General features: G+C 42.2%; 18 protein-coding genes and 5 tRNA genes. 17 read left to right on the top strand and 6 right to left on the bottom strand.

Going from position 1 to position 21,124, the window contains the following annotated elements; all coding sequences use genetic code 11:
• Positions 1-4: 4 nt before the first annotated feature.
• Positions 5-92 (bottom strand) — tRNA-Ser (locus BSHG_RS23190).
• 408 nt (positions 93-500) lie between these two features.
• Between BSHG_RS23190 and BSHG_RS01655 the strand changes: the two genes are divergently transcribed.
• The 7 genes from BSHG_RS01655 (at position 501) to BSHG_RS01685 (ending at position 9,621) form a co-directional block, all read left to right on the top strand.
• Positions 501-1,079: a porin family protein gene (locus BSHG_RS01655; RefSeq protein ID WP_005791491.1), complete on the top strand. Its 579-nt coding sequence runs from the start codon at positions 501-503 to the stop codon at positions 1,077-1,079.
• A 74-nt stretch (positions 1,080-1,153) separates the two neighbouring features.
• Entirely contained in the window at positions 1,154-3,613 is a 2,460-nt protein-coding gene (priA, locus tag BSHG_RS01660; protein WP_011203607.1) for a primosomal protein N', read from the top strand.
• 41 nt (positions 3,614-3,654) lie between these two features.
• Complete coding sequence (locus BSHG_RS01665) at positions 3,655-5,454, top strand: DUF4091 domain-containing protein (protein ID WP_005791495.1); 1,800 nt, start codon at positions 3,655-3,657, stop codon at positions 5,452-5,454.
• Positions 5,455-5,738: 284 nt separating this feature from the next.
• Positions 5,739-7,313 (top strand): site-specific integrase, encoded by a 1,575-nt coding sequence (locus BSHG_RS01670; protein ID WP_008661438.1) that lies wholly within the window; start codon positions 5,739-5,741, stop codon positions 7,311-7,313.
• Positions 7,314-7,630: 317 nt separating this feature from the next.
• A complete protein-coding gene (locus BSHG_RS23605; protein WP_008661435.1) occupies positions 7,631-7,843 on the top strand; it encodes a hypothetical protein in 213 nt (70 codons plus the stop codon).
• Positions 7,812-8,723 carry a hypothetical protein gene (locus BSHG_RS01680; RefSeq protein WP_008661433.1) on the top strand — a complete coding sequence of 304 codons (912 nt, stop codon included), beginning with the start codon at positions 7,812-7,814 and terminating at the stop codon, positions 8,721-8,723. Before BSHG_RS23605 ends, BSHG_RS01680 begins: the two co-directional genes overlap by 32 nt.
• Before the next feature lie 268 nt (positions 8,724-8,991).
• Positions 8,992-9,621, top strand: coding sequence for a recombinase family protein (locus BSHG_RS01685; protein WP_008661431.1), 630 nt, complete (start codon positions 8,992-8,994; stop codon positions 9,619-9,621).
• Between the two features lie 51 nt (positions 9,622-9,672).
• On the opposite strand, the gene BSHG_RS01690 is transcribed toward BSHG_RS01685, so the two are convergent.
• Complete coding sequence (locus tag BSHG_RS01690; RefSeq protein WP_008661429.1) at positions 9,673-10,164, bottom strand: hypothetical protein; 492 nt, start codon at positions 10,162-10,164, stop codon at positions 9,673-9,675.
• A 33-nt stretch (positions 10,165-10,197) separates the two neighbouring features.
• Positions 10,198-10,596, bottom strand: a complete 399-nt coding sequence (locus tag BSHG_RS01695; RefSeq protein ID WP_008661427.1) for a hypothetical protein — start codon at positions 10,594-10,596, stop codon at positions 10,198-10,200.
• Between the two features lie 411 nt (positions 10,597-11,007).
• Here BSHG_RS01695 and BSHG_RS01700 point away from each other — a divergent pair, with 411 nt between their 5' ends.
• Complete coding sequence (locus BSHG_RS01700; protein ID WP_008661425.1) at positions 11,008-11,475, top strand: low molecular weight protein-tyrosine-phosphatase; 468 nt, start codon at positions 11,008-11,010, stop codon at positions 11,473-11,475.
• Here BSHG_RS01700 and BSHG_RS01705 read toward each other — a convergent pair.
• A complete protein-coding gene (locus BSHG_RS01705) occupies positions 11,450-13,507 on the bottom strand; it encodes an HD family phosphohydrolase (protein ID WP_005804119.1) in 2,058 nt (685 codons plus the stop codon). The two genes, BSHG_RS01700 and BSHG_RS01705, sit on opposite strands and share 26 nt — an antisense overlap.
• A gap of 94 nt (positions 13,508-13,601) precedes the next feature.
• Here BSHG_RS01705 and gltX point away from each other — a divergent pair, with 94 nt between their 5' ends.
• Together gltX and BSHG_RS01715 are read left to right on the top strand one after the other, a co-directional pair.
• The gene (gene gltX / locus BSHG_RS01710; protein WP_005791502.1) at positions 13,602-15,119 is read left to right on the top strand and encodes a glutamate--tRNA ligase; all 1,518 of its coding nucleotides are present in this window, start codon (positions 13,602-13,604) and stop codon (positions 15,117-15,119) included.
• Positions 15,120-15,131: 12 nt separating this feature from the next.
• Positions 15,132-16,352 carry a 3-deoxy-D-manno-octulosonic acid transferase gene (locus tag BSHG_RS01715; protein WP_008661421.1) on the top strand — a complete coding sequence of 407 codons (1,221 nt, stop codon included), beginning with the start codon at positions 15,132-15,134 and terminating at the stop codon, positions 16,350-16,352.
• 188 nt (positions 16,353-16,540) lie between these two features.
• Here BSHG_RS01715 and BSHG_RS01720 read toward each other — a convergent pair whose 3' ends face one another.
• Complete coding sequence (locus BSHG_RS01720; protein WP_005791506.1) at positions 16,541-17,053, bottom strand: gamma carbonic anhydrase family protein; 513 nt, start codon at positions 17,051-17,053, stop codon at positions 16,541-16,543.
• 94 nt (positions 17,054-17,147) lie between these two features.
• The gene (locus BSHG_RS01725) at positions 17,148-18,926 is read right to left on the bottom strand and encodes an aminopeptidase P family protein (protein ID WP_008661418.1); all 1,779 of its coding nucleotides are present in this window, start codon (positions 18,924-18,926) and stop codon (positions 17,148-17,150) included.
• 173 nt (positions 18,927-19,099) lie between these two features.
• Here BSHG_RS01725 and rpsU point away from each other — a divergent pair, with 173 nt between their 5' ends.
• The 7 genes from rpsU to BSHG_RS01760 all read left to right on the top strand — a co-directional run bounded on the left by rpsU (position 19,100) and on the right by BSHG_RS01760 (position 21,075).
• Positions 19,100-19,291 (top strand): 30S ribosomal protein S21, encoded by a 192-nt coding sequence (gene rpsU, locus BSHG_RS01730; RefSeq protein WP_005782152.1) that lies wholly within the window; start codon positions 19,100-19,102, stop codon positions 19,289-19,291.
• A 73-nt stretch (positions 19,292-19,364) separates the two neighbouring features.
• On the top strand, positions 19,365-20,246 hold the full coding sequence (xerC, locus tag BSHG_RS01735; protein ID WP_008661416.1) for a tyrosine recombinase XerC: 882 nt from the start codon (positions 19,365-19,367) through the stop codon (positions 20,244-20,246).
• 14 nt (positions 20,247-20,260) lie between these two features.
• On the top strand, positions 20,261-20,560 hold the full coding sequence (gene hpf / locus BSHG_RS01740; RefSeq protein WP_005782154.1) for a ribosome hibernation-promoting factor, HPF/YfiA family: 300 nt from the start codon (positions 20,261-20,263) through the stop codon (positions 20,558-20,560).
• Between the two features lie 98 nt (positions 20,561-20,658).
• Positions 20,659-20,732, top strand: a tRNA-Thr gene (locus BSHG_RS01745).
• Positions 20,733-20,806: 74 nt separating this feature from the next.
• Positions 20,807-20,889: transfer RNA gene (locus BSHG_RS01750), tRNA-Tyr, on the top strand.
• 31 nt (positions 20,890-20,920) lie between these two features.
• Positions 20,921-20,993, top strand: a tRNA-Gly gene (locus tag BSHG_RS01755).
• 10 nt (positions 20,994-21,003) lie between these two features.
• Positions 21,004-21,075 (top strand) — tRNA-Thr (locus BSHG_RS01760).
• Positions 21,076-21,124 lie beyond the last annotated feature (49 nt).

Here is a 21,124-nt window from a genome sequence, read left to right as displayed (position 1 = left end):
ATTGCGGAAAGAGTGGGATTCAAACCCACGGAACGGACAAGCCGTTCACCGGATTTCGAGTCCGGCCCATTCGATCACTCTGGCATCTTTCCTTGAAGTACCACAAAGGTACATGGATTTTCGGTCCGTTGTTCCGGAAAAGGTGTTTTTTTCTTCTTGCCTGCATCTGAATGTTTCCATCCTGAGACGATAAGGGTATCTTTTAAGGAGAGAAGCTACCGGATGGGCAACCCGGACGATACCAGTTGTGCAACTGGTGTATGACGAGTTGTACAACTGGTACTGCTCGAGTTGTACAACTGGTATATGCTGCCTTAGGAAGATGCTCACACGGGCTTTCCGATAGATGGCATGTGCCTTTATATGAACGTTATCAAAAAACAAAATAGGGTAGCGTAATGTTATAGAATAGAAAGCTTTGCTGAAAATATGCAAACAGATTTAATGTTTTTTTAATTTAAAACTATATCTTTGTCCCGAATTTTAAACACAACTTAGTTATGAAAAAGATTATTAGTGCTTTAATGATAGCTGTATGTATCGGTATGGCTATGCCTGCTCAGGCACAACTTATCAAGTTTGGTGTGAAAGGTGGTGTAAACCTGGCAAAAGCTGATTTTAATAAGTCTGATTTAAAAACAGACAACTTCACCGGATTCTTTATCGGTCCGATGGCTGAGGTTACTATTCCATTGGTAGGTCTGGGTGTTGACGGTGCCCTTTTATTTGCTCAGAGAGGTGTAAAAGTCGGTGATGAGTCTATCAGACAGAATGGGCTTGATATTCCAATCAACTTAAAGTATACTATCGGTTTGGGTAGCGCATTGGGTATCTATGTAGCAGCCGGTCCGGATTTCTATTTCAACTTCTCCGGTGATAAAAACTATGGAGAGCTTGGACGGTTGAATAAAAAAAATGCTCAGGTAGGAATCAATGTAGGTGCTGGTGTGAAGCTGTTGAGACACTTACAAGTAGGTGCCAATTATAACATTCCGTTGAATAAAACGGCAGAATGGAAAGAGGCTGATTTCTCTTATAAGACTAAAATGTGGCAGATTTCCGCAGCCTACATTTTCTAAGAAGACAGAATCATTTTATGATAAACGAATCCCCGGCGCTTGCGTCGGGGATTTTTTGTATCTTTGTCCTCACAATGAAAAAGTATGTAGATGTCATATTACCTTTGCCTCTGCCCCGTTGCTTTACCTATTCCCTTCCGGACGAAGGGGCTGAAGAGGTGCAAATAGGTTGCCGGGTAGTTGTACCTTTCGGGCGGAAGAAGTACTATACAGCCATTGTTCGCAATGTGCATCACTATGCACCGACCGAATATGAAGTCAAAGAGATCTCTACCGTACTTGACACCTCTCCGATACTGCTGCCCGGTCAGTTCCGGTTCTGGGAATGGCTGGCCGATTATTATCTTTGTACGCAGGGTGATGTTTACAAAGCCGCATTGCCTTCCGGCCTGAAGTTGGAGAGCGAGACGATTGTGGAGTATAATCCCGACTTCGAGGCGGATGCTCCTCTTTCTGAACGCGAGCAACTGGTGCTCGACCTGCTTGCCAAAGAACCCGAGCAATGTGTCACCAAACTTGAGAAAGAGAGCGGATTGAAAAACATTCTCACCGTTATCAAGTCGCTGCTCGACAAGGAAGCTCTGTTTGTAAAAGAAGAGCTCCGCCGCACCTATAAACCCAAAACGGAAGCCCGGGTCCGGCTGGCGGCAGACGCTTCCGGTGAAGAGAATCTCCGGCGTATCTTTGACGAGCTGGAGCGCGCTCCGAAACAGTTGGCGTTGTTGATGAAGTATGTGGAGCTTTCCGGCGTGTTGGGGGACGGTGCATCCAAAGAAGTGTCCAAGAAAGAACTTCTGCAACGTGCCTCTGCTTCTCCCGCTATTTTCAACGGATTGGTAGAAAAACAGATATTCGAGGTCTATTATCAGGAAATCGGGCGGTTGAACCGTTTGGTCGGAAAGACGGTAGAACTGAACGTGCTGAACGAGCACCAGCAACGGGCTTATCATGAAATCATGCAGAGCTTTCAGGAGAAGAATGTCTGTCTGCTCCACGGAGTGACTTCCAGTGGAAAGACCGAAGTATACATCCACCTGATAGAAGAGACGTTGAGGCAAGGCAGGCAGGTGCTTTATCTGTTGCCCGAAATAGCGTTGACTACCCAGATCACCGAACGGCTGAAACGGGTGTTCGGCTCCCGGTTGGGAATCTATCACTCCAAGTTCCCCGACGCCGAGAGAGTAGAGATCTGGCAAAAGCAGTTGACGGAGGAGGGTTACGATATTATTCTGGGGGTACGCTCTTCGGTGTTCCTCCCGTTTCGGAATCTCGGACTGGTCATTGTGGACGAGGAACACGAAAATACGTATAAGCAACAAGATCCCGCACCGCGCTATCATGCCCGGAATGCTGCCATCGTGCTGGCTTCGATGTATGGGGCAAAGACGTTGCTGGGTACTGCCACTCCTTCGGTGGAGACTTGGCAGAATGCCACTACCGGCAAATTCGGGTGGGTGGAACTGAAAGAACGCTATAAGGAAATTCAATTGCCGGAGATTATTCCGGTAGATATAAAGGAGTTGCACCGCAAGAAGCGGATGACGGGGCAGTTCTCTCCGTTGCTGCTGCAATATGTCCGCGAGGCACTCGATAATAAACAGCAGGTGATTCTGTTTCAGAATCGCCGGGGATTTGCTCCGATGATAGAGTGCCGCACGTGCGGATGGGTACCAAAGTGCAAGAACTGTGATGTCAGCCTGACCTATCATAAAGGTATCAATCAGCTGACTTGCCACTATTGCGGGTATACTTACCAGTTGCCCCGTTCGTGTCCGGCTTGCGAAGGGGTCGAGTTGATGCACAGAGGATTTGGTACGGAAAAGATAGAAGATGATGTGAAGCTGATTTTTCCGGAAGCTTCCGTAGCACGTATGGATCTCGATACTACACGTACGCGGTCGGCATACGAAAAAATTATTGCAGACTTTGAACAGGGAAAGACCGATATACTGATCGGTACCCAGATGGTATCCAAAGGACTCGACTTTGACCACGTCAGCGTGGTGGGGATACTCAATGCGGACACGATGCTGAATTATCCCGATTTCCGTTCGTACGAACGTGCCTTCCAGTTGATGGCGCAGGTTGCCGGACGTGCCGGACGAAAAAATAAACGGGGCAGGGTAGTGTTGCAAACCAAAAGTATAGACCATCCCATCATCCGTCAGGTGATGACGAACGATTATGAAGATATGGTGGCGGGACAACTGGCTGAGCGGCAGATGTTTCATTATCCTCCATATTACCGGATGGTGTATGTCTATCTGAAAAACCGGAACGAGACGTTGCTTGATGTGATGGCACACACCATGGCCGAGAAACTGCGCGCATTGTTCGGAAACCGGATACTGGGACCGGATAAACCGCCCGTTGCCCGTATTCAAACTTTGTTCATACGAAAAATAGTTGTTAAAATAGAACAAAATGCGCCGATGAGTCGTGCCCGTGAATTACTTTTGCGGGTACAACGTGAAATGATAGAAGACGAACGGTTTAAATCGCTGATTGTTTACTATGATGTAGATCCTATGTAATGAAAACCAATCTTAATATATTACCCTTAAAAAATGAAACCATGAAGCGAATCACGACACTTTTGCTTTCTTGCCTGGTTAGTACAGGCCCGCTTCTTGCCCAGCAAGGAGTGACACAATGTGGAACACCGACCGGACAGGCCCCGTTCCCCATCCAGTCTTATAAAGAATTGCCCGATCCGGTTGCTCCTTCCGAAAAAGAATGGGCGGCAGTCAAAGCCCCTCAGGTACAATGGGGAAATACCGATACCCGGTATGCGAAACATGCCGTACCTGTGATTCAGCCGCAGAAAAGCATTACGCTGGAGGGATGGCGCGGTGAGAAACTCCATGCGCAGGCTGTTGTCTGGACCGGTACCGACCTGAAAGGATTGAACTATTCTCTCTCCGAATTTAAAAACTCTAAGGGAGATGTACTTCCGGCCGATGCATTCAGCGGAGGTTTTGTCCGCTATGTGATGACCGACGAATTGAATAAAGACGGACGTGGCGGCTGTGGTTATCGTCCCGATCACTCCATTTACGACTCTCTGTTGGTTGCCGATCCGATTGACCACTTGCTGACTTCGATGCCTATGGAAGCTAAAAGCACTCAGGCCATCTGGATCAATTGCCAGGTTCCCCAGACTGTGTCACCGGGAGTCTATCGTGGTACGGTCGAGGTGAAAGACGGAGATAACCGTCTGTCTACCTTGAAGATGGATATCAAAGTCTCTTCACGCGTGTTGCCTGCCCCGTCTCAGTGGGCTTTCCACCTCGATTTGTGGCAGAGTCCGTTTGCCGTGGCACGTTATTATCAGGTTCCGCTCTGGAGTCAGGCACACATAGATGCCATGCGTCCTGTGATGAAGATGCTGGCGGATGCCGGACAGAAGATTATTACGGCTTCCATCATGCATAAACCTTGGAACGGACAGACTTATGACTACTTTGAATCGATGGTCACCTGGACAAAGAAAGTGGACGGCACTTGGGCTTTCGATTATGATGTGTTCGACAAGTGGGTAGAGATGATGATGAGCGTGGGCATCGACAAGCAGATCAATTGCTACTCGATGGTTCCGTGGAAGTTGTCTTTCCAATATTTCGATCAGGCTACAAACAGTATGCAGTATGTGAAAACCGCTCCGGGCGAAAAAGCTTACGAAGAGATGTGGGTGGCTATGTTGAAGTCATTCTCTAAACATTTACGTGAGAAAGGTTGGTTCGATATTTGTACCATTGCCATGGACGAACGCCCGATGGAGGTTATGCAGAAAACATTGCAGGTGATCCGCAAAGCCGATCCTGAGTTTAAAGTATCGCTGGCGGGTAACTTCCACAAAGAACTGGAAGCGGATATCTACGACTATTGTATTCCTATCGGAGCTTCTTATCCGGCGGAGGTATTGGCACGTCGTGCACAAAACAATCTTCCTACTACCTATTATACGTGCTGTACGGAAGCTTTCCCGAATACCTTTACCTTCTCCGATCCTGCCGAGGCTGCCTGGATGAGTTATTATTCTGCCAAAGATCATCTTGACGGCTATCTGCGTTGGGCTTATAATAGTTGGCCGAAAGAGCCGCTGCTCGATTCACGTTTTGAGGCCTGGGCCGGTGGAGACACTTATCTGGTTTATCCGGGAGCACGCTCTTCCATTCGTTTCGAGAAATTGATCGAGGGTGTTCAGGCTCACGAAAAGATAACGATCCTTCGCAAGGAATTTACGGATAAGAAAAACAAGACCGGATTTAAGAAGCTGGAAAAAATGCTCTCCACATTTAACTTGAGAGACTTCCCTGAAGTTCCGGCTGCCGAAACAGTGAATAAGGCGAACAAAATACTGAATTCGTTGTAGAATTATTGACTGTACTTATATGATACCGCATGCAGAAACGCGTAGCTGGGAGATCCATGCGGCACGTTGTTGCATGCGGATTTTTATATCTTTATATTTCAAAAGTAAGAAAGCATGAAAAAGAAAATACTTTTTGTTTGTTTAGGAAACGAATAGAATATATTTAATAATTTATTTATCTCTATTAATCAATTAATTATATAATTTTATATCTTTGCAATGTAAACCAATTTAGGATTTTATATTAGTATAATGTAAACCATAAAGTAAACCAATTGCAGGGTATGAAACGTACTTTACCGACCATTACACCGATATTATATACAAGTAAGACACTTGCTAACGGTGAGCATCCTATTATGTTGCGAGTTTGTTATAATGGTAAACGCTCGTATAAAAGTCTTGGTATATATTGTAAATCAACAGAATGGAATAAGGACAAAAAAAGGGTTAAAGGAAGTCGTGCGAGTAAATATAACATGGTTATTACTCGTGAATTAACAAAGGCAAGTGATTATGTTTTGTCATTAGAGGGAAAAGATGATTATACAGCCGCAACCATTGTTAAACATCTTTCTAAGTCTTTTCCGACACAAGTTACTTTGTTTATGCTGTTTGAAGAACGAATAGCTTTTTTTAAGGAAGAAAAACAAAGCCATAATAATGCCGTAGGTTATCGTACCTTGCTAAACCGCATAAAAAGATATACTAATAATATTGATTTAGAGTTGTTTGAAATAACATCAAATTGGTTAAGTGAGTTTGAAGAACATCTTCACTGCCATTATTGTGATAATTCAATAAGGAAATTTTTTGACGTATTTAAGGCGGTTTTTAACTACGCGAAAAGGCAGGAATATATAAAGGAAACACCATTTGTAAATTTTATTTTCAGTAAGAAATTAGATACCCATACGCGAAAAAGAGCGTTATCGCTTGATGAGATTACCAAACTGATGAGGTATTATTATCAGCGTTATGGTATGTTAGGTATAGAGGATAACAATGTGTTTGGTGAACATGACCTTAAACAATATTGGGTTAATCAGAAGTTTAAATTGAAAGGTCAAAACAAGTTAACGCCCATAAATGCCGAACAATTTTCATTAGCGTTATACCTTACAAGTTATCTCTTTCAAGGTTTGGCATTGGTGGATATTGCCAATTTGAAATTAAAGGATTTGCATTTGCTTGAAGTCGTAGATGATGAAAAATATCAGCGTGATGCGGCTTTAAGAGGTGTTGATTATGCCGAAGCACATAAGCGAACAGTTTTACATTATGATATATCAACTTGTAGGGCAAAAACACATAAAAATACCCATATAGTTGCTGAATGTCAGAATTTAATGCCGTATCTCAATCCTTTTGGTAGTTATTTTGACGATTACGACCAATTAGATGAAGAAGATATGGAAAGGTATCTTTTTCCGATTTTTGACCATAATAATGATGATGCGGAAACTAAATTTTGTCGCATGACTTATATGAATTATCTTGTTAATGTCAATCTTAAACGTATAGCTAAACGGTTAGGAATGCCACCTATGACTTTTTATTCGGCAAGGCATAGTTATGCAAGTCAGTTGTATCATGCCAATGTACCGATAGGACTAATCGCTCAAAATATGGGTAGAAATACGTCCGAGATTGAAACATATCTTAAAGAGTTTAATGTCAATAGCATTGTTTCGGCTAATAATAAGTCGTTAATTGTCGGTCAAGATTTGTTCAAAGAGATGGCGAAAAAGCAAGAAAAAGAACGTCAAGATAATATCCGAGAAGTTTTAATGGCTAATGGAAATGTGGAGGAATTAGAAAGGTATGAGGCTTATCTAAAGTGGCGAGAGGAGCATTAGTTTATAAATAGAGGACTGAAATAACACTGTTAGGTAGGTGTGTCTTATTTAAAATTGTGCGGTTACAGAATTTATCAAAATCCCCCTTTTGGCATATTTGTAGCTTGGTTTATTAGAATAGGAGGGGTTAAAAATGAAATAAGAATACGCAAGTACGGTACTACGTATCCTCGCTCTTAAAATTGGCGTATATTTTAACTTATCTACCTCATAACCGTTTGGCGCATATATATCAGATTTTTTCCAGAAAAATAGTACAGCCAAATATTGAACTTTCCTACTTATCTGACTACTTATTTATATAATAATAGATTAATATGAAAGAGGAAACTAAAAGGAAAATTAGTATGCGTTTGCGAGGGCGAAAGAAGTCGGCAACCCACTGCAAACATATTTCCCAAAGTCTTCAAGCATTGAAGAAGACTAAGGAGCACAAAGAACATCTTAGTGCTTCCCTAAAAGAATATCATAAAAATAACAGAATAAAATCAGAAAGACATGAGAAAGAAAAAGAGTATAATAAGCATTGATAAATTGACTCTCTGTTATCGGGCAACGGATGAAGTTATAAAGAAACTGAATGAATATAATGAATTAATAGATAGCGATGACAGTTTTAGGCTTGTGCGTGTGTCAAGTGATGAGGCTTTATTTGCTAATAGTTTCCATGTGATGATAAAGTTTCCTTTCGGCGAAGCCGGACACGGCTTCGTTGAAAGGAAATTCGCTACATTAAAAACGAAACTGCGTAGCATGGGAGACGATAAGGTTAACTATGTGTGGCTGTATATAGAGAATTGGGCATTCTATGAGGTCTTTAGCATATATGACAGTAATAAATGTAATTGGTTGAGCAGCGTTGATTACATTGCAGACGAATTAGGGTTAAGCCTCAACAACATTACAGATTTACATATCGCTTTAGATACTAATATTGATTTTGCGAAAAAAATTAGTAAGGCACAATTTGATGATGATTATATAGTGGTGTTGAATGGTACTATACGTTCCAATAAGGATGAAATCTTAGACGATATTTTACACGTAAAAACAGGAAATCAGCGTAGATTAAAGACATTGAGTGTCTATGTTAGTCCTAAAAAGAAAGACGGATTAAGTTTGAAGATATATGATAAAAAGCGAGAATTGGAAAAATCAAACAAAAATTATATTCCACAATGGAATGGGCTTAAAAATAAAAACTATCGGGTAGAATTGACAATAAAGAATGAACATCTCAAAGAGTTTTACCAATGGAAAGGCGAGACATTTCCCGATGAATTACTAATGGCTACATTGGCATCACAATCCCAAAGTCAAGATTTGCTTTTTGATATGCTATATTATTTCACCAATAGATTGCTACGTTTTTCTTATAAAGGAAAGAGCATTTCAATTTTCCAACTTTGATTAAGATGTATAAGACCGCTCTCGTAGGGGTATTAACAAAGCACCCTGCGAAAGCAGCCTTTCTTGATTTAATTAATTATAGATTAAAGTTTTATGTGGTACAAAATGCGTAGCATTATATTATTATGTATTCAAATAATAATTGTATTCAAATAAATCTATAATGATATAAAAGAATACATCTAAATTGTATTCAAAATATTCTTTGATTAATTTGCATACAATAAAGAAAAGAACTATCTTTGTGGTATAATTAAAAAGTCAAGATATGAGAGCAATAATCTATGCACGTGTTAGTTCTACTACTGATAGACAAACAACCGATAGGCAGGTAGCAGACCTTAAATCTTATGCCGAATATGCCAAAATGGAAATTGTAAAAGTATTTGAGGAAAAAGTTAGCGGAGCGAAGAGGAATACGGAACGTCCAGTTCTCGTTGAGGCTTTAGAGTTTTGTCGGACGGAGCGTATCGATATGCTGTTAGTGTCGGAGTTGAGCAGATTGGGACGTAATGCCTTTGAAGTATTGGAAACCGTTAAGGGGCTTGTAGATGATAAAATCAATCTGTATATGCAGAAAGAAAAGTTTACATTATTGGATGATGAAAAACAACCGTCCATGTTCGCAGCTATAATGCTCGCCACCCTCTCAACTTGTGCGCAATTAGAGCGTGAGAATATCAAATTCCGTTTGAATAGTGGGAGGCAACAGTATATTGCCAAGGGTGGGAGGCTTGGCAGAAAGGAGGGCAGTACTAAATCTGTGGACAAAAAAAGGGAGGAATACAAGGACGTATTAAAAGCATTACGACAAGGGTTGTCCGTGCGTCAAGTGGCAAAACTTACTGATACATCAGCCTCAACGGTGCAACGTTTGAAAAAAGAATTTAAGTTGTAGGTTAATATGAAGCAAGAGGGTTTGTAGCCCTCTTGTTTTGTTTTAACTGTGTTAATTCCCAAAATCATACATAAGGGTTGCAGTGCCATTAAATTTGTAAATGTCGCCTTTATATACCATTTCAAGTTGTTCAAATTGGATGGTTATTTCCCTTTTTTCTTTGTTGGTAGCCATTACGGTTGCTTTGCCGCTTTGGTATGAATAACTTTCCCAATAAGAGGCTTCGGGAGGGGATAAAGTGAGTTGCATCTTTGATACATCATCTCCTTTTTTTAGGTCAGCAGCATTTTGAAAGGAAAACATGTAATATTCAAGGTCATTAGTACCGTTTTTTACATTGTCAACTGTGAGTGTAAACTCTCCGCTACCATTACTCCAAGAACCCTCCAATCCTGCAATAGTGGATACAGTTCTCATTACACCATTAATTTCAATGGTGTTACCATTCGTTTCATTGTTTTCATCATCATCACCACATGACATAAGAGTAAATGATAACGTGGCTAATAGTGTTATAGAAAAAAAATATATATACTTCTTCATGTTTTTTGCTGTTAAGATAGATTTATGTCGTTTTTACTTGGTTTTAATAACACGAAAATTGTTCTTGTTATCAATAATTGCACCATTTGCGCCAAGTTTGCGAGCCTTACGTGCGGCTTTCCATAAGAGGTATTTTTCAAGTCTTGGACGTTCGGGTCTTACTAATGGCAGAATCCAAGGAGTGTATGACCCCAATGCAACTACTTCAAAATCTTTTCCTACTTCATTTTCATTCATGTACACTTTTACATTTTCATAGGTGTCTTTTTTCTTCTTATCAGTCTTGAACAAAGTTTTACCAAGAAATGTAGTGTGATTGATTTTTGTCTCATAATTCGCTTTCAATTTGTCAGTACTCATATAATTCACTGTACTGCAAGATGAAAGAGCAATACACCCAATAAGTGCAAAGCCAATTACATGTTTCTTCATATAAAATAAGATTTTGTGTGTTCGACAGACCCAACCGAACGGTTAATATAAATAAGAGGCGTGGGAACTGTTAGTTCATCTGCCGCCAAGGTATCGCCAAACACCCACACCACAAAAGAACAACAGCCCACGCCCCCGTATAACGAGTGCGTGAGCATTTAGTTGTCCATATCCTTTGTGGTGCTTAAAATTTGGCGATTTTTGGCAGCAAGGATATGACTAAACGCTTCTTCGTTTTAATCTTAATATGTCGGCACAAAGGTACGGAGATTTTTTCTAATATGAAGAAAAAAATCTATTTTTGCTATACAAATGGTTTTCCACTACATGAATACAATATTAGCAAAAGTAAACTACAGTGTAAACCAATGATTTTATATCATTTATAATATATTGAAAAATAGATAGAAAATGAAAATACTTTTCGTTTGCCTCGGCAACATTTGCCGCTCTTCTACGGCAGAAGGCGTGATGCTTCATCTGATTAAAGAAGCCGGCCTGGAAAAAGAGTTTGTGATTGATTCAGCCGGTATATTGGCTTATCACCAGGGGGAACTGCCCGATAGCCGTATGCGTGCCCATGCCGCCCGCAGAGGATATGAACTAGTACATCGTTCGCGTCCTGTCTGTACGGAAGATTTTTACAACTTCGATCTTATAATCGGTATGGATGATCGGAACATGGACGATCTGAAGGAGAAAGCACCCTCTCCGGCAGAGTGGAAAAAGATCCACCGGATGACGGAATACTGTACCCGCATCCCTGCCGATCACGTGCCAGACCCTTATTATGGAGGTGCGGAGGGCTTTGAATACGTGCTCGACATACTTGAGGATGCTTGTGCCGGACTCCTTACTTCTTTAACTCAGGATAGCTGATGCGTGTGTGATAAATCGTTTTCAGTTTTTCTTTGAATACAGCTTTTATCGTCGCGATGTCTTTGAATGTGATAGGGCATTCTTTGAAATACCCCTCTTGTACTTGCGAATCGATAATCTTATCTACCAGATTACTGATGCTCTCTTCGGTATACTCCGGCAAGCTGCGTGAGGCGGCTTCTACGGAGTCTGCCATCATCAGTATGGCTGTCTCTTTCGAGAACGGATTGGGACCCGGATACGTGAAAACTTCTTCGTTCGGTTCTTCGCCCGGATGTTCGTTTTTCCAGGATATGTAGAAGAACTTGGTCTTTCCGCGCCCGTGGTGAGTACTGATAAAGTCCTTGATCACTTTAGGCAGATTATGCTTGTCGGCCAGTTTTAATCCGTCCGTCACATGGCTGATAACCACCTGGGCACTCTGTTCATAACTTAAATTCTTATGGGGGTTCACTCCGGACTGGTTTTCGGTAAAGAAAGCCGGATTTTCCATTTTGCCGATGTCATGATACAATGCTCCGGTACGTACCAACTGGCTTTTGGCTCCGATACGTATCGCAGCTTCAGCAGCCAGATTGGCCACTTGCATGGAGTGTTGGAAGGTACCCGGAACAGTTTCGGACATTCTTCTCAACAGATCATTGTTGATGTTCGATAATTCTACAAGCGTAACATTCGACGTGAAGCCAAAAGTCTTCTCAAGCAGGAATAGCAGAGGATAAGCGAAAAGCAATAGTACACCGTTAATAATGAAGTAGATATACATACTTACGTTCAGCTTCGAAAGATCGTTTTCACTGATCAGCTCAAAAGCGAAATAGATAGCTGCATACGTCAGTATGACCAGAAGGGCCGTGCGGAACAACTGCGAACGTTGTGACAGTTCTCTCAAGCTGAAGATAGCTACCAGGCCGGCGGCTATTTGTGTCAGGATAAATTCGTGGGGATACCTTAGGGTGATGGAGCAGATCAGTATGGTGATGACATGTGTCAGGAATGCCGTACGCGAATCGAGGAAGACCCGGATAATAATCGGGAGCATGGCATAGGGCAGGATGTACACATTGAATATATTGTTTGTCACCATAAGCGCCGTGATGACACAATAGAACACGATCAGGGCGAAGAGTAACGATAAGCTGCCTTTGCGTTCATAATAATCTTTGCGGAACAGTTCCAGGTAAAGCATAAAGCAGAGTATCAATATGCCGACAAACAAGATTTGTCCGCCCAAGATCAGTCGCTTCTGTCCGATGGATTCGCTTCGCTTGATAGATTCCTTGCGCAAAGATTCCAGGATGTTATAGGTTTGTTTGTTGACTATCTCTCCACGGTCAATGATTTTCTGGCCGCTTTGTACTACTCCGTTTGCCCAGGAGTAGTTGTCGAGCAATTCTTTCCGGGCTGTCTCCGTACGCACAGAATCGTAAATGAGATTGGGGGTAATGTATTCGTTGAGTGCACATTGCCGCAGGATGTCTCTGTTATAATGGGCGGTATCACCCGATATAAGATTCTCGTAGGCTCTCTTTACGGTATAGATGCCGTCGGTCGTCCGTTGGTTGGCCAACTTATCTTCAATCACCATGACAGAAGAGATGCTGTCGTGGAGGAGGGTTCGCATCTCTTCTGTCGATACGACTCCCGATTGATAGATGGCTTTCAGGCCTCTCTCGATGTATCGGATGTAGTCCGTCGAAGGCAATATGCCTTTCAGATGGGCATGATAATTCTCTTTCAGTTTGGCAAGGGCACTCTTCTCCACTTCTTTGTCCAGTTCAAAGTAAGGCTGGAAAGAAGCCAGAAGACTGTCTTGTTCCCGTTTTACTACCGCTTCGTCTTTGTAGATCGGAAAATCGAAAGTTGCCATTAACTGGCCATACTTCCATGGTTTGTTAATGTCAAACTGATAGTTAAACTTCCCGTCACGGGGCAGGAAGTAAACAATGAACGCCACAGTACCGACGAAAATCAGCGCTTTATATAACAAATCTTTGTATGAGAAACTATTTTTCTTCTTCCAGTGTTCCATAACCCTTGAATTTTTTGCGAAAAGTACAAAAAAAAACAATAGTGTGGAAAAAAAGGTTTAATTTTGCCACGATTTACCTATACTAACGCAAATTATGGCAGAAAGAAAAGTAAGAGTTCGTTTTGCTCCGAGCCCAACAGGAGCATTGCATATAGGTGGTGTGCGTACCGCTTTGTATAATTATCTGTTTGCCCGCCAGCATGGGGGAGATTTGATTTTCCGTATCGAGGATACGGATTCCAACCGTTTCGTTCCGGGTGCGGAAGAATATATTCTGGAGTCTTTCAAATGGTTAGGAATACAGTTTGATGAAGGTGTAAGTTTCGGAGGAGAATACGGACCGTACCGCCAGTCGGAACGTCGTGAAATATACAAGAAGTATGTACAAGTGTTACTTGATAACGGAAAGGCCTACATCGCTTTCGATACTCCGGAAGAACTGGATGCCAAGCGTGCTGAAATAGCTAATTTCCAGTATGATGCGTCTACCCGTGTGGGAATGCGCAATTCGTTGACGCTCCCGAAAGAAGAAGTGGAAGCGCTGATCGCTGACGGAAAACAATATGTGGTACGTTTCAAAATAGAACCGAACGAGGATATCCATGTGAACGACTTGATTCGTGGCGAAGTGGTTATCAATTCGTCTATCCTTGATGATAAAGTTTTATATAAATCGGCCGACGAACTGCCTACTTATCACCTGGCCAATATCGTAGATGACCATTTAATGGAGGTGTCACACGTGATTCGTGGTGAAGAGTGGCTGCCTTCCGCTCCGCTGCACGTGCTGCTGTATCGTGCATTCGGCTGGGAAGATACTATGCCGGCTTTTGCCCACTTGCCTTTGCTGCTGAAACCGGAAGGCAATGGAAAACTGAGTAAACGTGACGGTGATCGTTTGGGATTCCCTGTATTCCCTCTTGAGTGGCATGACCCGAAGAGCGGTGAGATTTCTTCCGGTTATCGTGAATCAGGTTATCTGCCCGAGGCTGTTATCAATTTCCTTGCTCTGCTGGGATGGAATCCGGGTAACGACCAGGAAGTGATGTCTATGGACGAGCTGATCCGTCTGTTCGACCTGCATCGTTGCAGCAAGTCGGGTGCAAAATTTGATTATAAAAAAGGTATCTGGTTCAATCATACTTACATTCAGCAGAAATCTGACAAAGAGATAGCCGAGCTGTTTGTACCGGTGCTGAAAGAGCATGGAGTAGAAGCTCCTTTCGAAAAGGTGGTGACGGTGGTTGGTATGATGAAAGACCGTGTCAGCTTTGTTAAAGAACTATGGGAGGTATGCAGTTTCTTCTTTGTGGCTCCGACGGAATATGACGAAAAGACGGTTAAGAAACGCTGGAAAGAGGATTCGGCTAAATGTATGACCGAACTGGCGGAGGTATTGGCCGGAATTGAAGATTTCAGCATTGAAGGTCAAGAAAAAATAGTAATGGATTGGATTGCCGAGAAGGGTTATCATACAGGTAATATTATGAATGCTTTCCGCCTGACGCTGGTAGGTGAGGGCAAAGGTCCTCATATGTTCGATATTTCCTGGGTGTTGGGAAAAGAAGAAACATTGGCTCGCATGAAACGTGCCGTAGAGGTTTTGAAATAAGGATCCGGAGGTATGTTTTACGATCTGGCAATAGGAATTTACGACCTTCTGGTGCATTTGGCTGCACCATTCAGTCGCAAACCCCGGAAGATGATGAAGGGGCACTGGGTGGTGTACGATCTTCTTCGCCAACAGGTAGAGAAAGACGAGCGTTACATTTGGTTTCACGCCGCTTCTCTGGGGGAGTTTGAGCAGGGACGTCCTTTAATTGAGAGTATACGGGAGCGATATCCCGATTATAAAATACTGCAAACGTTCTTTTCTCCTTCGGGATATGAAGTCCGGAAGAACTATAGAGGAGCAGATATTGTTTGCTATTTGCCGTTTGATAAACCTCGTAATGTGAAGAAGTTTCTGGATATCGTGAATCCTTGTATGGCTTTCTTCATTAAATATGAATTCTGGAAGAACTATCTGGACGAATTGCACAAACGTCGTATTCCCGTTTACAGTGTTTCGTCTATTTTCCGCAAAGATCAGATTTTTTTCAAATGGTACGGAGGGACTTATCGAAATGTACTGAAAGATTTTGATCATCTGTTTGTGCAGAATGAGGCTTCAAAGCGTTTTCTTGCCAAGATCGGTATCACAAGGGTAACGGTAGTGGGAGATACCCGCTTCGACCGCGTCCTGCAGATTCGGGAGCAGGCAAAAGAGTTGCCGTTGGTGGAGCAGTTTAAAAACGGTGCATTTACTTTTGTGGCAGGAAGTTCATGGGGGCCGGACGAAGATCTTTTCATCGAATATTTTAATAGTCACCCTGAGATGAAGTTGATTATAGCTCCTCACGTAATCGATGAAAATCATCTGGTAGAGATTATAGGTAAATTGAAACGTCCTTCTGTACGCTATACCCGTGCAGATGAAAAGAATGTCCGGAAGGCGGACTGCTTGATAATCGATTGTTTCGGTTTGCTCTCTTCGATCTATCGTTATGGGGAAATTGCTTATATCGGTGGTGGTTTTGGAGTCGGGATTCACAATACGCTTGAAGCGGCTGTATATGGCATTCCGGTAATTTTCGGACCCAAATACCAGAAATTTATGGAAGCTATGCAACTAATCGAAGCCGGGGGAGCCTATTCCATTAAGGATTACAATGAACTGAAAATATTGCTCGACAGACTTTTAACCGATGAAGCATTCCTGAAGAAGACCGGCACGAATGCCGGTAATTATGTCATTGGTAATTCCGGAGCAACGGAGAAAGTACTGCATATGATAAACTTTTAAGTTTCCTGTTCGAAAGGAGATAAATAAAATAGAGGGTGTTTCATAACTCACTACAGATTACACAGATTTACACAAAACGATTTTTAATCTGCTGATAACCGATAATATTTATCTGTGTAAATCCGTGCAGCCTATGGTGAATACGAGTTTTGAACACCCTCTATTTTGTATATTATGTAGAGGTGGAATTATTTATACCAGTCAGAATACATCAGGTAGTTGTGAGCTATTTTCTGGTTCAGTTCTTTAGCTTGTTCCGGATCTACCTTCTTTATGAACTTGGCCGGTACACCTCCCCAAATACTTCCCGGTTCGATGATGGTATTGCTCAGTACAAGTGAGCCTGCGGCAACGATTGCGCCTTCGCCAATGACTGCATGATCGAGCAAGGTCGATCCCATGCCGATCAAAGCATAGTCCTTTACTGTTGCACCATGGATTGTCACATTGTGCCCTACCGATACATAGTTACCTATTTCGATGGTTGATTTTTCGTAAAGAGTGTGTAAGACACTTCCGTCCTGTATGTTCACTCCATCACCCATGCGGATCGAGTTTACATCTCCTCTCAACACGGTGCTGAACCAAATGCTACAATTCTGTCCCATTTTTACATCGCCGATGATGGTGGCGTTATCGGCCAGAAAACAGTTTTCTCCAAATTCGGGAGTAAAACCTCTTACTGATTTTATTAAAGCCATAGATTGTTGTTTTATACTTATTTCAAATTCAGCCGCTGACTTGCATAAATAACTATTTTGCAGCCAGTAAGGACTGAGCTATTTTTCCGATTTGTCAGATTGCTGCTGTAGCTTCTTTCAGCCATGCCTTTTCTTCTTCGTTCAGCTTGGGAGACAGCTTTTCGTATACCTGCTGGTGGTAATTATTCAACCAGTCGACCTCATCGGCAGTTAATAACTCTTTGATGATTCCCTTCTTGCAGATAGGGCAGAGCGTAATTGTTTCGAACTTCAGGTATTCACCGAACAGGCCTTCACCGGCGCTGCATACCAGTGTCAGGTTTTCCGTACGGATTCCATGACTACCGCCTTTGTACACTCCCGGTTCATTTGAGGTGACCATTCCGGGTTGCAATACAATGGGGTTTTCGTTCATGCGAATGCTTTGCGGTCCTTCGTGTACACTTAAGAAATGACCTACACCATGACCTGTACCATGTAGGAAGTTCATTTTATGACTCCATAACGGCATGCGTGCGAGGACATCCAGCTGTGCCCCTCTGGTACCTGAAGGGAATACGGCCATCGCCAGTGCGATATGTCCTTTCAGAACCAATGTATAATCTGTTTTTTCTTCTGTAGTCAGTTCGCCTAACGCAATGGTACGTGTAATGTCCGTAGTACCATCCAGGTATTGAGCTCCTGAGTCGAGGAGAAGAAAACCTTTCGGGTGCAATGTTGCGTTGCTTTCCTCGGTTGCCGAATAGTGTACAATAGCTCCATGTTCTTTGTAGCCTGCGATGGTATCGAAGCTTTCGCCTGCATATAAATCTTGTGTCGCACGAAATGCGTGCAATTTACGGTCAATGCTTAATTCTGTTTCTGTTCCGGAGGGAACAGCCGACTCCAGCCATCTCAGAAACTTGACTAATGCTACGCCATCACGTTGCATGGCTGCATGAATGCCTTTGATTTCTTGTTCGTTACGTATGGCTTTCAATAGAGCTACCGGCGCTTCTCCCCGTATAATCCGGCATTGGGGATTTACCGAAGAGAAAACAGAATAGTTGGTTTTTGCAGGATTCATTAAGATACTTGAACTATTGAGATCAGATAAGTAAATCTCTGTATCTGAATAGTTTTGTATCTCTATCTGTTGCTCTTCTAAATAATTCCGTACCTCTTCTGTCACTTTCTCCGGTGCAATGAATAATACTGCTTTTTTTTCTGTTATAAGCAGATAGCTCACTACTACCGGATTGCAATGTACATCATTGCCACGCAGATTCAAAGTCCAGGCTATTTCGTCTAAAGCTGACAGCATCACGCTTTCTGCGCTTTTCTTTTTCAACTCTGTACGAATGGCTGCAATCTTTTCAGAGCAACTTTTGCCGGCGTATTTGATATCGTATACAAAAGCGGGAGACTCCAGCATGGGCGGTCGGTTTTCCCAAAGCTCGTCCATGGGGTCGGGACAGAACACAATCTGAATGTTCTTTGCTGAAAGTTCCGCTTGCATACTTTCTACTTGTTCAACAGAGAACATTTTTCCATCGATACCTACGGATTCGCCCGGCTGTAGCTCGTCGGAAAGGAATTTTGTGATACTTGGAGTTTCCGGTAACATCTCTTTGTATAGATCGATACCGCTTCCCTGCAATTGCTCTGCTGCCTGTAGAAAATATCTTGAGTCAGTCCAAAGTCCGGCTTTTTTTTCAGTAATCACTACCGTACCTGCCGAGCCGGTAAATCCTGATATCCACTCTCTTGATTTCCAGTGCGGTGCTACGTATTCGCTGAGGTGAGGGTCTGTGCTGGGAATGATGAATGCTTGAATGTTGGGTTTAAACCACATGCGTAATGCATGTATCCGTTCACTGATTGACTGTTTCATACATTATATATATTATATCGTTATACTCTCCAAAGATAACTACTTTCTGTACCTTTTGCATTGATTTTGAGAAATAATTGCCGAAAGTTTTGTGAATAAAGAAAGTATGTGTAATTTTGCGGCGCAATTTGACTGCGGAAATTTTAAACCATAACATATTTAATAATAACAAAATGATTGTAGTACCTGTAAAAGAAGGCGAAAACATTGAAAAAGCGCTGAAGAAGTTTAAGAGAAAATTTGAAAAAACTGGCATCGTTAAAGAGTTGAGAAGCAGACAACAGTTTGATAAACCGTCTGTAACTAAAAGACTTAAGAAAGAACGTGCAGTTTACGTGCAAAAACTTCAGCAAGTAGAAGATTAATAATTCGTAATTTCCTTTGAATTATTGAATTCTTTTCATACATTCGTTGCAGAATTATAGATGTAGCGATATTATGTTAACAGATTCTTTTCTTGATTATCTCCGGTACGAGCGGAATTATTCTGAGAAAACCGTACTGGCTTACGGCGAGGATATTTCGCAGTTGCGGGAGTTTGCTCAGGAAAGGATGGAGAAGTTTGATCCGGCGGAGGTGAAGCCAGAACTGGTTCGTGAGTGGATTGTTTCACTGATGGATCAGGGGTATACTTCAACTTCGGTAAACCGTAAGCTAAGTTCTCTCCGGTCATTTTATAAATATCTTCTCAGACAGGGAGAGGTGAGCGTCGATCCATTGCGTAAAATAACAGGACCGAAAAATAAAAAGCCACTTCCCTCTTTCTTGAAAGAGAGTGAAATGAATAAATTGCTGGATGATACAGATTTTGGTGAAGGGCTTAAAGGTTGTCGGGATCGTCTGATTATTGAGATGTTTTATGCTACGGGCATGCGTCTCTCTGAGTTGATCGGTCTGGATGATAAGGATGTGGATTTCTCTGCTTCTCTTCTGAAAGTAACGGGGAAGAGGAATAAGCAGCGTTTGATACCTTTTGGCGATGAGTTGAAAGAGACGATGCTTGAGTATGTTGATATAAGAAACGAAATGATTTCCGGAAGGTCGGATGCCTTTTTTGTAAGAGAGAATGGTGAGCGGCTTTATAAGAATCTAGTCTATAATTTAGTGAAACGGAACCTTTCGAAGGTGGTAACGCTTAAAAAGCGTAGTCCTCACGTGTTGAGACATACTTTTGCCACAACGATGCTGAATAATGATGCGGAGTTGGGTGCGGTGAAAGAGCTTTTGGGTCACAGTAGTCTGGCGACTACGGAGATTTATACGCATACCACTTTTGAAGAACTTAAAAAAGTGTATAAACAAGCTCATCCACGAGCCTAAAAAAGGAGGTAAGTATGGAAATTAGAATTCAATCGATTCACTTTGATGCAACAGAACAATTGCAGGCTTTCATTCAGAAGAAAGTGTCTAAGTTGGAAAAATATTACGAAGATATAAAGAAAGTGGAGGTGTCATTAAAGGTAGTTAAACCAGAAACTGCGGAGAATAAAGAAGCCGGCATTACGGTGCTGGTTCCGAATAATGATTTTCATGCAAGTAAAATATGCGATACTTTTGAGGAAGCAGTCGACTTGTGTGTGGAAGCATTGGAAAAACAGTTGGTTAAATACAAGGAAAAGCAACGAAATAAATAAAAATATCGCAAATATTTTGCGGGAAAGAAATAAATAACTAAATTTGCAGCCGTTTCGCTCGCGTTAGGACGTGACGGTTGCATTTTTTAAGTAAAAACGCCTCTTTAGCTCAGTTGGCCAGAGCACGTGATTTGTAATCTCGGGGTCGTTGGTTCGAATCCGACAAGAGGCTCAAGAAAAAGAAGAACCTAAATAAGTGGAATCGGGAGTTTTATTATCTATTTCAATGTTTGGGTTTCGTATAAAGGGCAAATACCAGAGTGGCCAAATGGGGCAGACTGTAAATCTGCTGGCTTACGCCTTCGGTGGTTCGAATCCATCTTTGCCCACAAAGAAGACAGAGTGAAAACTTTGGCAAATGCGGAAGTAGCTCAGTTGATAGAGCATTAGCCTTCCAAGCTGAGGGTCGCGGGTTTGAGCCCCGTCTTCCGCTCTCTTTTTTCGCTGTTATAGCTCAGTGGTAGAGCACTTCCTTGGTAAGGAAGAGGTCCCGGGTTCAAATCCCGGTAACAGCTCTGTAAGATGTAAATGCTGATTATTAATCAAATAAATAACAAGTAAAGC

Origin of the sequence: Bacteroides sp. 3_2_5, from assembly GCF_000159855.2 — a bacterium.
GTDB classification, from domain to species: Bacteria; Bacteroidota; Bacteroidia; order Bacteroidales; family Bacteroidaceae; genus Bacteroides; species Bacteroides fragilis.
Note: the sequence above shows the minus strand (reverse complement) of the source record. Positions and strands in the feature narration are given on the sequence as shown.